Source organism: Vibrio sp. QJM3NY_15 (genome assembly GCF_057785995.1).
The window spans coordinates 53,408-66,651 of sequence record NZ_CM173518.1; the positions used below are offsets into that span (position 1 = coordinate 53,408).

A 13,244-nucleotide genomic window follows, 5' to 3' on the forward strand; every position below is an offset into this window, starting at 1 on the left:
ATAGAAAGGTATTAAACACAATTGCAAAACCAATAAAAAACAACCCATTAACAAGTTTGAGTTTATTTACCAAAAATGGAAAAAGAGATTCCAATCACATTTTTATTGGTTATAATCCGCGCTCTTTTGCGCTGTCTGTTGATAAACGCAAACTAATTTTGAAGAAACAATCACAATAACCCGTCTTTAGTTGAGTGGCTCACCACTGACCAACGACAAAACTGAGAATAAAAATGAGCAAGATTGATAAAGCATCACGTATCCTGCTAGCAGGCTTCTGTATCAACCTTTGTCTTGGCATCCTGTATGCTTGGAGTGTATTTAACAAGGCGCTAGTGACTGAATCTGGTTGGAGTGCTGCTGAAGCATCTTCACCTTACGCTATTGCAACTATCACATTCTCTGTTTGTCTTCTTGTTGCAGGCATCCTTCAAGACCGTATGGGCCCACGTAAGATCCTTATTCTTGGTACAGCGCTTACTGGCCTAGGTATGATTGCTTCTGGTTTCGCTACGACTCCTATGATGCTAAACCTAACGTTTGGTGTGATGACAGGTGCTGGTATCGGCTTCGGTTACGCATGTCTTTCTCCATCAGCAATGAAATGGTTCCATTCTTCTAAGAAAGGTATGGTTAACGGTCTAATCGCTGCAGGTTTTGGTCTTGCTGCTATTTACCTAGCACCACTAACTTCTGCGCTGATCGATAGCATGGGTATCCAAACAAGCTTTATGATTCTTGGTGTTGGTGTACTTGCAATCGCAGTACCTCTAGCGGCAACGATCAACAACCCACCAGCGGATTACACGCCAGCTGAGCCTAAAGTAAAAGAAGGCCAAGCTCCTAAAGCGGTTAAGAAGACTGAAGACCTAACGTGGAAAGTAATGCTGAAGACTCCTCAGTTCTACTCTCTATGGATCATGTACGCATTTGCTGCTTCTGTTGGTCTTATGATCATCGGTAACATCACTACGATTGCTAGCGTTCAAGCGAACCTACCAAACGCGGTTTACCTAGCGTCTATCCTTGCTGTATTCAACTCAGGCGGCCGTGTTGCTGCGGGTATGCTTGCAGATAAAATCGGCGGCGTACGAACTCTACTTCTAGCGTTCATCCTTCAAGGCGCGAACATGGCTCTATTCGCTACGTTCAACTCTGAATTCACGCTAATCATTGGTACGGCTATCGCAGCTGTTGGTTACGGTACGCTTCTAGCAGTATTCCCAACACTAACTGCTGAATTCTACGGCCTGAAAAACTACGGTACTAACTACGGCGTGCTTTACACGGCATGGGGTATCGGTGGTGCTATCGGCGCAGCGGTTGTTGGTTACTCAATGACGAATGGCGAAGGTTACAGCCTAGCTTACACAATCTCTGCAGCTATGATGGCAGTGTGTATTGTTCTAGCAATCATCACGAAGCCTATCTCAGAAGCTAAAGTTTCTGAACTAAAAGCATCTCAAGCTTAATCGTCAGAAAAGATTGAATTTGTTACTGAAGAGCTTAACCTTAGGGTTAGGCTCTTTTTGTATCAAGCGACTAACCCATTGACGATAGAAACCACTCCTCAGCTCTCCCCTACTTATTATCTCGACAACTTCAATCGACTGATTGAACACGCTCAAACACTCTATCCCGATCTTCTGAGTGACGATGAATGCCGTTGGTTGTCTGAATACAAACGTCTTTCGGTTGCAAGCCAGTGTCTAATGGTTCGTTTACTTTCTCGCAAGGGTTGCTGGTTTCGAAGTGATAAGCTCGACTATGCTGAGATTCCAGATCTGAAAAGCGCCCTACAAGAGCTAAACGCATCGAACTTCATTACGTTAAGTCACCCAACTGAACAACATAACCTCGTCATTAGTGATCTCGAATTAGGGTTGCATCTACTGACTAAACCAGAGCTGTTCAGCGCATTCCCGTCTCTTAAGAACAATAAGACAGCGAAGAAAGACGAACTCTTGGCTTTGCTCGATCACCAGCCTTTTGATCAGTTCCGAAACTTGTCGTTCAATTGTATTTACGTTGTCGAATCTGAAGTTATTGATGTCTTGCTGCTGCTCTTCTTTGCCAATACTTATCAAGACCTAAGCCAATTCGTTCTGAGCGATCTTGGACTCAACACCTTCGAAAACTACCCATTAAGCAAACAGCGTCGTTTCTTCACCTCTAGAGAACAGCTCAATCAACTGCTCCAGATGCGTGATATTCAACGCTTGTATTCAGAAGGTGACCGCAAAGACGGTGAATTTCTGGAACTGCTTTTAAATTCGATTCCTGAAGAATCGGAGCACAAAGGCATAGCCAGAAAACGATCACGTTTGATCAACGACATCGCTCGGGATCTAGAAAGGCTCAACCAAAACGATCAAGCTGTCTTTTGGTTCAAACAATCCGTACTTCCTCCGAGCAGAGAACGACTTGCACGCATCTATGACAAGCAAGACGATCTAAACTTAATGTGTGACATTGTCACGCAAATAAAAACTGCTCCGTCGGATGTGTCAGAGTTGGAAGTCGCTATTAAGCTTGAAGACAGGCTACTACGGAAACAGGGGCACAAAGTTTCACGAACCATAAAACCGAGCTGCAAAGAGATAAAACTGGAGTTAGACCTAAGCCAAATGCGAGTCGAACTTGCGGTGAAGCAACATTTCGAAAACCAAGGTTGGGAAGTCTACTTTTCAGAGAACAGTTTTTTATGTGGGTTGTTTGGCTTAGCCTTTTGGAAAGTAATTTTCGCAGACGTTGAGGGCGCATTTATCAATCGCTACCAACATCGCCCCCTAGATCTGTACCATTCAGATTTCGTAGACAAGCGAGTTGAACAAATCGAGGCTGCGTTTCAAACCATATCCGAGCAAGGGCTAAACCAATTGCTTGATATCTACGACCAAAAACACAGTATTGCTAACCCTTTTGTTCATTGGAATCACTTTCCTAAAACGCTCATAGAACACAGCATCAATTCCATTCCCAACGCCTTAATCGTCGAGCTATTCAAAGTGATATTGAGTGACCTAAAGCTATTTAGAACTGGGATGCCGGATTTGATTGCGTTCAAGGACGATGAATTTCATTGGATTGAGGTCAAAGGGCCAGGCGATAAATTGCAAGATAACCAGTGGCGATGGATCAAAGAGTTTGAGCGATTGTCTGTTCCATTCTCGGTTTGCTACGTTAATCAGTAACGCTTTACTCGCCAGTATGGCAAGCGATTCGAAAGGTTACGTTATTCAATCCCATTAATATGTTATCTATAAAAACGTTAGAACATGAGCATTTTCAATCATTTTCGATATAATTAGAGAAAATGCCTAATCTTTAAATACGTATGAATCTGAAAAAACTCTTCATTTTAGCTTTTGTTAGCATCTTCTCAGGTTGTGCCGTTTACGCTGGTCTTAACTTCGATGAGCTATTCGGTAAACAAGAAGTGCGTGATCGTCAGGCTCCTATTCTCTCAGCCCAAGCACAGCATTTCATCGACGAAGTAAAGCCCATTATTGATAACCGCTGCGTAGTTTGTCACGCTTGCTACGACGCGCCCTGTCAGTTAAAGATGTCTTCAGTGGAAGGTATAGATCGAGGTGCAAGCAAAGCACTCGTCTACCAAGGCACACGTTTAACGGCGTCTGCGCCTACCCGTTTGTTTGAAGATGCAATCACGACGCAAGAGTGGCGTGACGCAGATTTCCACCCGGTATTGAATGAACGTATGCAGAATTCAACGGCAAACCTCGATGCTGGATTGGTTTCTAGGCTGCTAATCCAAAAAGAGAACCATCCTCTTCCCGATCAGGCGCAACTTGAGGGTTTCGACTTTTCAACCGATCGTGACCAACAGTGCCCGACCATTGAAGAATATGCTCAATACGAAAGTGATTACCCTACTTGGGGAATGCCTTATGGCATGCCGAACTTGGATAAAACGGAATACGCTACCTTAATGAGCTGGCTAGAAAATGGCGCGCTCATGAACGACCATATCCCTCTCAACGATGCCGAACAGGCACTGGTTTATGTTTATGAAAGCTTCCTAAATAAAAGTGACAACCGAAGCCAGCTTTCTGCTCGCTACATCTATGAACACCTGTTTTTGTCACACCTGTATTTCTCTGATTTAGCTCAGCCAACGCGCTTCTTCACCCTTGTTCGCTCAGCAACGCCTCCTGGAGAAGCGGTTCAGCGAATCAGCACACGACGCCCTTACGACGATCCAAACGTTGATCGAGTGTATTACCGTTTGATTCCAGAACAAGGCTCAACTGTCGATAAGACACACATGCCATTTGCCTTAAATGATGAGCGCCTGCAAAAGTGGAACACTTGGTTTGTAGATGCGAATTATAAGGTTCAAGCTTTGCCTAGCTACGACATTGATGTCGCCGCAAATCCGATGACGTCATTTGACTCACTGCCTGTGAATTCCCGTTTTAACTTCATGTTGGATAACGCGCAGAACACCATTATGGCTTTCATCAAAGGCCCTGTATGTAGAGGGCAACTGGCACTTAATGTGATCAATGATCGCTTCTGGATTGTCTTCATTGATCCGGACAAAGCAAACGTACCAGAGATCAACGCGTTTTATGCAAGCCAGAAAAAGAACTTAAAACTGCCTAGTGAGCTTAAAAGTAATACGGTTCCAGTGACGCATTGGGTGGGATACGCAAAACAGCAAGCACGGTACCTGAATGCGAAATCCGACTTTACCAATAAATGGTTTGAGAGTGGCGTAAACCTAGATACAGGCATCATCTGGGATGGCAACGGCACTAATGCTAACGCTGCGCTCACCATTTTCAGGCACTTTGACAGCGCCTCAGTTGTACAAGGTTTAGTTGGATCTCAGCCTAAAACCGCATGGATCTTAGACTACGCATTATTAGAACGTATTCACTATTTGCTTGTGGCAGGTTTTGACGTTTACGGCAATTTTGGCCACCAGCTGATGACTCGTATGTTTATGGATTTCTTGCGTCTTGAAGGTGAAAGTAATTTCTTAACCTTGCTGCCAAAAGACATCAGACACGTTGAACATTCTAGCTGGTACAAAAATCAAAGTGTTCAGCTGAGCGACTTCTTGCAACGCAACATTGCACCTTTCGCGCAACCGACCAACGTGGTTTACAAAACGGCGGATCCTAAGCGTGAACTGCTGAATATGATCAAAGATAAACTCGAGCCTGTCCTTAATGACCGTTTCGAGATAGTCGACACGGGTTTTAGTCAGAAAAATGAAGCACTGCTTCGACAAGTTAGCCTGGTGCGAGGCGAAGGTTTACGTCACTTCCCACCACTGATAATGATGATGATTGAAGGTAAAAACGGTCAAGATCAGCTGTTCACTGTTATCCACAACAACGCGCACACCAACATCTCAAGCCTGTTTGATGAAGAAGCGAACCGCGATTACGTCAATGATGATTTAACGATAGTGAGAGGCGTTGTCGGAAGCTATCCAGCGGCTTATTTGTCTTTAACTGAAGAACAAATACCGACTTTAGTATCAACACTGCAAGGACTTAAGTCTGAAGAAGATTACGTCGCAATGCTCGACAAGTTTGCAGTACGACGCAGCTCAAGTGAGTTCTGGCCTTTCAGTGATCGCGTACACCGCTTGTACAAGCAAGATCAGCCGATAGAATACGGCTTGTTAGATTACAACCGTTTCGAAAATAGATAGTCGCCTTATACGGAACAACAGCAACGTACATGTCATTGCTTGCTCAAATAAAACGCCTCTGAACGGATAACCCGTCAGAGGCGTTTTTTTGAAGTCAGAAAAAGCTCGATAGCATTAACTGGCGCTTTTCAAATAGGTTACTACTCAGTCAAGCTTGTTACTTGTTAAAGGTCATTCAAACATGCTGCTTGAGTGCAATTAATGAATCTTTCGTGAGTTCAGCTAGAGAGTCTGCATTCTCTCTGTACTGCTGTAACGGTTCTGAGCTTGCCTCTATGACTTGGCAAGCCGTGTAAAGTTGCAACAAACCTAAACTGCCCGCTGACCCTTTCAATTTATGGGCGAGAGACTTCACTTCACGCCCATTATCCGAATCACTCGCCTCGACCATTTCACGCAAAGTAACGTGGCTACTCTCTTCAAATAGCCCCACAATCTGCTTCATTTTTTCTAAGCCGAGAATGGACAAGTCACCTTTGATGACATTGGAATCAATCAATTTCACAGGAATCTCTCCTTGCTCTTCTGTTTGCGAAGCCTGGGTAGCTAGCTCAGAAACGACACTCGCCATTTGAGATGAATACAACTCGTTACCTTTATTCTTACGAGTATTGTTGTTTTTACTGCATATAGAATCGTCGGGATCGGGTTGTGGCAGTAGCAAAGTCTTGCCATCGAGTTGGTTCACAATAAGTTGAGCAAGCGCCTCTTTTTCCAACGGTTTAGGTAGAAACCCATCAAATCCAGACGCTAAATAGCTTTCAACTTCCTCGTTAAAGACATGAGCGGATACGGCAACCATAGGCGGTGCATACTGTTCTGAAACATCTTCTGAAATCACAACAATCTCTTTCAATTGTTGGATTAACTCAACGCCATCACAGTCAGGAAGATTAATATCGACTAAGGCAATATCGAAAGTTTGTTCACTAAAAATAGTCCGAGCTTCTTGGCCCGTTGTCGCGATAACAACCTCATGCCCTAGGTTATGTAAAAACCCTTCCGCAACAATGCAGTTAACCGGGTTATCCTCAATTAACAGTACCTTGGCGCGAATACAGGTTTCAACCGCCACAACTTTGGTTTCTATTTTTTCACCCACTTGCAAGGGTAGAGAGAACCAAAATTGACTGCCCTCACCTTCTTCGGAGTGAACACCAATATCACCATTCATAGCCAACATAACGCTTTTACTGATCGCGAGACCTAACCCAGTACCACCTGTTTTATTACGACCACTATCGGTTTGGCTAAATGCATCAAACAGGCACTTCTGTTCACTTTCGTGGATACCAACACCAGTGTCTGATACCTCAAACATAACTCGATTTTCGTCTTCGACATCCAAACTTATAAAGATATCAACGGCACCATTGTCTGTAAATTTGATCGCATTGCCGACAAGGTTGTTCAAAATTTGACTAATTCTTGTCACATCGCCACGCCAATAACGGTGGACATCGCTTTCGATATGGAAGTTAAAGTCTAGCTTCTTCTCACTTGCTCGACCTTCCATTAATTGGTAGGTATCTTGAACCATCTGATGCAAATCGAATGAAGCGACGCGAATCTCAAGGTGCCCAGCCTCAATTTTTGAGTAATCAAGAACATCATTCAAGATTGCCAGTAAGTTCTTACCACTGCGATTAATGATATCGGCATAACCCGACTGTAGAGGGTCTAGCCCCGTGTCTTTGAGCAGTCGCGCGGTACCCAGAACACCATTCATCGGCGTTCTAATTTCATGACTCATGGTAGCCAAGAAAGCAGATTTAGCTCGGCTTGCTTGTTCAGCAGCACTGCGAGCTTTAGCGTGGTTCCCGACTTCAACATTCAACTTCTCATTGGTTTCTTGTAGCTGATAAGTGCGCTCGGTGATCAATTCCTCAAGGTGTTCTTTATGCTCTTCGAGTTCTCGTTTTGCTTTCGCTTCACCTACCGCAACCACTTGCAAGGCTTGCGCGGTATTTCTCGCGGTAATAATGGCTTCACCCATGTGAGCAAGTTCATCGTTACCCTTAACTGAAATATCGATATTGAGGCGCCCTTGAGCAATCGACATCAGGGCTATCGAATATTCACCTAAGCGTTTAACCACGGAAATATAAACCACTCGCCACACAATAAACGCGACGATGATAAGACCCACGAGAGAGATAACCGACAACGACCATTGAGCCAGATTCAAGGTCGACGTTAGCTCATCAACCGCTTTTTTCGTACTCAAGTTGGAGTCATCTACAAGCTGATTGACGGTGGTGTTGAGTTCGGAGAACAACTGCAAAGTATTCTGCATTAAGAACTCAGACTTTTGCGTGTTTTCGTACTGCTCTAAAGAGATATCAAACACAACCTGACGTCGCTGTAACTCTTCAAGAAGCTGAGACATTTGAGCAGAGCGAGTTGGATCTTCGACCGCTTTAACACGGCGCGCCATGATTCTGAGGTTCGCTTCGAATTCCGTTTTAATCTGGTGAATACGTTCAACGTTAGTGACAGTCTGAGTTTCTTCGATTTGATTAAGCATTTTGAAAGCCAACAGGTGCAATTCGTGTAAGCGCTCAGATAAGTCGAGGTCGACTTCAACCAGCGCATCTAGTGCTTGATAAGCCTTGTCGGTTTCTTTGGTTTCCAGTAGGTCATAGATATGTGTGACATTAGCAACTGCAATGGTGGCCGTATTCAGAACTTGTGTACGAGTTAACTGTTCAAGTTCTTCAGCAAGCAAACGCATTTCTTCTACGCGTGACGAAAGCTCCTTGGTCAGCCATAGCTTTCGCTCGACGGAAACCCCTAACTCAGCCAGTGTATTGATGACGCTCTGAACGTTGTTTTCAAGTTTCTGCAGAAGTTTGGAGTCGAAGCTATCGACACCCAACTCTTTGATGTGCTGAAGAAGTGACTCTAGTTGGTCAAACAGTATCGTGCCCGCTTTTTTTCTTTCGGCTTCGCTTCTCGCACTAGAGAGTGTTTGCACAGACGATATAATACGATTACTCAATTCAGAAACCTGACGAGCTTCAATCATCGCGGGTAACGCTGAATCAACAACGTTTCTCTCTGTTTTTGCAACGAAACTGAACCCAGAAACACCAATCAATGCAGACAAAAGAACCAGTAATGCCATCACTAAAAATGAGGCGAGTAGCTTGCGTCCAATACTTGCTGTGGCTAACAACATATACCCTAAACCTTAAAAACGTTCTTCTTTACCCATGCAGAATACGCTATATTTTGCAGTGTTTCTTATCTAAAACCAATAAAACGGCAATTCATGCTATCTAAACCCTTTGCTTCTAAATGTCTTCTTTCGTTACTGGCTATCATGGCTTCTTCAGCACATGCCGATGACCCAATGAACTCAGAAAAAACGTCTGTCTCTAAACCTAACAAAGAGAAAATCTGCGCCATTTATCCACACCTAAAAGATTCATATTGGCTATCGGTCAATTACGGCATGGTCTCTGAGGCGGAAAAGCAGCAGGTTGAATTAAGAGTATTAGAAGCAGGCGGATACCCAAACATTGGTAAGCAAGCCTCTCAGCTTGTGCTTTGTACTAAATGGGGTGCTGACGCCATTATATTAGGCACTGTATCTCCTGATGCTTATCACGATAATCTCTCTGATTGGGTTGGGAATACACCCGTCTTCGCCACTGTCAATGAACTAACCGTCAGTAAAGAACAGCAAAAAGTTCTAAAAGGTACTGTCGGTGTTGATTGGTATGAGATGGGATTTCAAGTCGGTGAGTTTCTAGCTAAACGGCATCCAAAAGGTTCTGGGAAAACACCCATCGCCCTGCTTCTCGGCCCTCAGTCTAGTGGAGGCACAAAGCCTGTCGCATTAGGGTTCTATGACGCAATAAAGTCGAGCGACGTGGAGATTGAGGTCAGTTACTGGGCAGATAACGATAAAGAACTGCAAAGAAACCTTGTGCAACAAGTGATTGATGAGCCTGATATTCAATATATTGTTGGCAGTGCTGTCGCAATCGAAGCGGCGATTAGTGAATTGAGAGCGGCGGGAAAAACCGAAGAAATAGGTTTGATCTCAAGTTACTTGAGTCATGGAACTTATCGAGGGTTACTACGTAACAAGGTGTTGTTTGCGCCAACAGACAAAATGGTTGAACAAGGTCGATTATCCGTTAAACAAGCCGTCAGTTACTTACGAGCTCAACCATATGAGATACACAGTGCACCCACTATCGAAGCACTGACACCTGCAACGCTCAAAGATCAAATTATCGCCGACTCATTGTCACCTTCTGAGTTTCGTCCGGTATTCAGTGTGAATCCTTAGTGCTATATTGGCTGAAGAACTCAAAACAATAAAAACGAAACAATCATTTAGGGAACATTCATGCAAAAAACAACGCGTACTATGCCAACGCATAAGAATATCGCTTTGGTCGCTCATGACCATTTCAAACCTGAGCTACTAAGATGGGTCAAAGAGAACAAAGAAAAACTACAAAAGCACTTCCTTTATGCAACGGGCACGACGGGTTCTCTACTCAGTAAAGAAACAGGCTTAGCGATTAAGAGCATGATTAGCGGCCCTATGGGCGGTGACCAACAACTGGGTGCGCTTATCTCTGAAGGCAAAATCGATATGATGATTTTCTTCTGGGATCCATTGAATGCCGTACCACACGACCCGGACGTAAAAGCTTTGCTTCGTATCGCAAGTGTTTGGAACATCCCAGTAGCAACCAACCGCGCTACCGCTAACTTCTTATTTAACTCTTCACTGCTTGAAGAAGAAGTGGTCATCGAGATCCCAGACTACGAAGCGTATCTAGCAGAGCGCACGTAATCGCACGTTAAATGTGCTCTCTACTGAACAGACTAAAAAGCCTGCATTTTATCGCAGGCTTTTTTATGTCTCGTTTTTCAGACATTAAACAATTCAATCATAGACAGTGCAGTGGGTTCCTCTACTTGTCACTCCACACCGCCATCTCATTGCCACTTGGCTCTTTAAAATGGAAACGTCTGCCACCGGGAAAACTAAAGATCTCGCGGTTTATCTGACCACCAGCATCAATTACATCGCGCTCGGTTTGCTCAAGCTCTTGGCTATAGAAAACCATCAGCGCTGCACCACTTTCAGCACTAGACGCAAGATCCGCTAAATAGAAACCGCCCATTAAGCCTTTAGCTTCAAAAGCAGAATACTCAGGGCCATAGTCTTCAAAGATCCAACCAAACACTTGGCTGAAAAACGTCTTAGTTGCGGCGATATCTCGCGCTGCAAATTCAATGTAGTTAATAGAGCCGTGTTCCATAGCGGATTCCTTCTGCTGTATCGCTTTTTCCTAATGATAATAGCTTACGCCCTAATTAGAATAGGTAGCGGGCTTAAGATCTAACCTTAGACAGTTGCGTCAATTGATATCACTTTTTACGAACAACGGGGTAATTAGAACCATGCAGTTCTTGTACGAAGCCCGAGCCGTCACCACTATGGGTAATCCAAACCTTCTCTTTCGCACGCGTCATTGCCACGTAAAACAAACGTCGCTCTTCCGCATAAGGGAAAACATCTGACGATTCCGTCAAAGCACCATCAATATGAAGTTGCTTCTTCTTCGCAGGGAACTGTCCTTCGTCTACACAAAGTATAATCACAAAGTCGGCTTCTTTACCCTTACTCGCATGACAAGTCATGAATTTCAGGTCAATGGATGTGAAGATCTTTTTCCAGTCTTCCAGTAGCTCTGGCTTGTGATAGTGATTACGCCCAAGCAGCATGACAGACTTATTGGCTTTGCCTTTTGCTTGTCGGTTCAGCTGATCGAGGATCTTCTCAATATCTTTGCTTGAGGTACTGTAAACCGCCTTCTGTTTTTGTTGTTTGAAGCTGTTCAGTTCTTTTGGTAATTGAATCGGGTTTTCTTGCACAAAGCGATTCGCAACCGCACCTAACTGATTGTTAAATCGATAAGTGGTATCAAGGTGGTGGATCGTCGAACTTTCGAACCTGTCTTTAAAGCTGGTCGTTAAATCAACATCCGCTCCAGCAAATTGATAAATAGACTGCCAATCATCACCCACGGCAAAAATCGAAGCTTGATGCTCGGCTTTAGATTGATTACACAAGGCTTCAACCAAGGCTAAACGGTCTGGCGAGATATCTTGATATTCATCGATCATGATGAACTTCCAAGGAGAGACAAACTTGCCCTTCTCGACATACTGAGTCGCACGGCTGATCATGGTCGAGAAGTCGATATGATTCTCTTCTTTTAACGCTTTTTGCCACGCGGTCACACAAGGCCAACACAGTGATAATTCACTGTTAAGACGCGTGTAATCTCTATGATCGATAAGCTGCTGTTGCACTTCTTTCTTCGATAAACCCGATGCATTCAACTGCTCAAGCTGCTTCTCTAACCAACCTATAAGCTTCAGGTTTGAAACGTGGCTTCCGAGTTCATCATCACCCGTTAAATAGGCGATTGGCCATTTAGATAAGTGTTTTTGCCAACGCTTAAAGTTAGTCGGTGTCATCCAGTGCTTCTTCAACCAATCAATGCACCATGCTTGGCGTTGATTATCATCTAAGGCTAATGGAGAGATAACAACACGTTCGGTTTCAACCTGATTCAGGATCTTCAAACCTAACTGGTGGAAAGTATTAACTTGCACCTTCTCTGCTGACAAACCAATTTTACTGTCGAGGCGTTGTTTCATTTCTTGAGCCGCTTCGCGACCAAAAGCAAGCAACAATAACTCTTCAGCTTGCGCTTGATGGCTTTGCAACAAGTACGCGACACGCGCCGTCAGGACACTGGTTTTACCCGAACCAGCACCCGCAAGAATCAAGTTATGATCATCGTTCATCAAAACTGCGTATTGTTGCGACAAGTTCAACGGAGATGACTCACATTGAGCAAACAACACTTCCCAGTTCTTTCTTTCAGTCTCTAGCCATTGTTGGTTTCTGTCGGCTTGCTTAATCTCGGTTTCAGATAACCATGGTTGCATTCTCGCAACGCGTTTGGGCATGCGCTGAGCGGCTTCTTCTAAAGTCATATTCATGTTTTCTAGACCAGAATTGACCATATCGACCCAGACGTTCACTTTAGAGTGAGGAAGAAAGGCAGGAAGTTGCTCAAGACGTGTCAATTCAGCTTCCCATTGAGGAACGTGCTCAGCCAACTGTTCACATTGTGTGTCGTGCCATTTTTGATACGCGGCAACCGATGCTCGCGCAAATTGACGGCATTGCTCCCAAGGTAGACCTTGTACTAACCAGCTACGCTGTTTGCCATCTTGTTGATTGGCAAAAAACTGCAACGATCCCCAAAACAAGCCGCGCTTTATTGCGATCTTGCCACTCCAAATAGTAAACGGGATACGTTCTTCACTGCCAACTGAAGACAACAGTAGACGTGGACCATCAAGTTCTACCTGATGATATTCATTTTGGATAAAAAACTGTGCAGTCTTGTTAGCGCTTAGCTGCATTGGAGCGTGCTCTCTTATTGGGAATATTGAATTTATATCATGATGTTGTGAGAATTAATAATGTCTCTCATCTTAT

General features: G+C 44.1%; 8 protein-coding genes. 5 read left to right on the forward strand and 3 right to left on the reverse strand.

From position 1 onward, the window contains the following. The first annotated feature begins 233 nt into the window (after positions 1–233). The 3 genes from AC3CKG_RS16740 (at position 234) to AC3CKG_RS16750 (ending at position 5,692) form a co-directional block, all read left to right on the forward strand. The gene (locus AC3CKG_RS16740) at positions 234–1,472 is read left to right on the forward strand and encodes an L-lactate MFS transporter (RefSeq protein WP_102353590.1); all 1,239 of its coding nucleotides are present in this window, start codon (positions 234–236) and stop codon (positions 1,470–1,472) included. Positions 1,473–1,529: 57 nt separating this feature from the next. Further along, complete coding sequence (locus AC3CKG_RS16745; protein WP_488529595.1) at positions 1,530–3,194, forward strand: VRR-NUC domain-containing protein; 1,665 nt, start codon at positions 1,530–1,532, stop codon at positions 3,192–3,194. A gap of 143 nt (positions 3,195–3,337) precedes the next feature. Beyond that, entirely contained in the window at positions 3,338–5,692 is a 2,355-nt protein-coding gene (locus AC3CKG_RS16750) for a fatty acid cis/trans isomerase (RefSeq protein WP_488529596.1), read from the forward strand. 175 nt (positions 5,693–5,867) lie between these two features. On the opposite strand, the gene torS is transcribed toward AC3CKG_RS16750, so the two are convergent. Continuing rightward, on the reverse strand, positions 5,868–8,873 hold the full coding sequence (gene torS, locus AC3CKG_RS16755) for a TMAO reductase system sensor histidine kinase/response regulator TorS (RefSeq protein ID WP_488529597.1): 3,006 nt from the start codon (positions 8,871–8,873) through the stop codon (positions 5,868–5,870). Positions 8,874–8,966: 93 nt separating this feature from the next. Between torS and torT the strand changes: the two genes are divergently transcribed. Together torT and AC3CKG_RS16765 are read left to right on the forward strand one after the other, a co-directional pair. Further along, a complete protein-coding gene (torT, locus tag AC3CKG_RS16760) occupies positions 8,967–9,995 on the forward strand; it encodes a TMAO reductase system periplasmic protein TorT (protein WP_102314552.1) in 1,029 nt (342 codons plus the stop codon). A gap of 60 nt (positions 9,996–10,055) precedes the next feature. Continuing rightward, positions 10,056–10,511, forward strand: coding sequence for a methylglyoxal synthase (locus tag AC3CKG_RS16765; protein WP_017105060.1), 456 nt, complete (start codon positions 10,056–10,058; stop codon positions 10,509–10,511). A gap of 121 nt (positions 10,512–10,632) precedes the next feature. Here AC3CKG_RS16765 and AC3CKG_RS16770 read toward each other — a convergent pair whose 3' ends face one another. After that, positions 10,633–10,983, reverse strand: coding sequence for a VOC family protein (locus AC3CKG_RS16770; protein ID WP_488529598.1), 351 nt, complete (start codon positions 10,981–10,983; stop codon positions 10,633–10,635). A 109-nt stretch (positions 10,984–11,092) separates the two neighbouring features. Then, positions 11,093–13,168, reverse strand: coding sequence for a DNA helicase IV (helD, locus tag AC3CKG_RS16775; RefSeq protein WP_488529599.1), 2,076 nt, complete (start codon positions 13,166–13,168; stop codon positions 11,093–11,095). Between the last annotated feature and the right edge of the window lie 76 nt (positions 13,169–13,244).

Coding starts and splice junctions, on each gene's coding strand:
- AC3CKG_RS16765 (WP_017105060.1), top strand. CDS start 10,056: ATGCAAAAAACAACGCGTACTATGCCAACGCATAAGAATATCGCTTTG.
- helD (WP_488529599.1), bottom strand. CDS start 13,168: ATGCAGCTAAGCGCTAACAAGACTGCACAGTTTTTTATCCAAAATGAA.
- AC3CKG_RS16750 (WP_488529596.1), top strand. CDS start 3,338: ATGAATCTGAAAAAACTCTTCATTTTAGCTTTTGTTAGCATCTTCTCA.
- AC3CKG_RS16740 (WP_102353590.1), top strand. CDS start 234: ATGAGCAAGATTGATAAAGCATCACGTATCCTGCTAGCAGGCTTCTGT.
- torT (WP_102314552.1), top strand. CDS start 8,967: ATGCTATCTAAACCCTTTGCTTCTAAATGTCTTCTTTCGTTACTGGCT.
- torS (WP_488529597.1), bottom strand. CDS start 8,873: ATGTTGTTAGCCACAGCAAGTATTGGACGCAAGCTACTCGCCTCATTT.
- AC3CKG_RS16770 (WP_488529598.1), bottom strand. CDS start 10,983: ATGGAACACGGCTCTATTAACTACATTGAATTTGCAGCGCGAGATATC.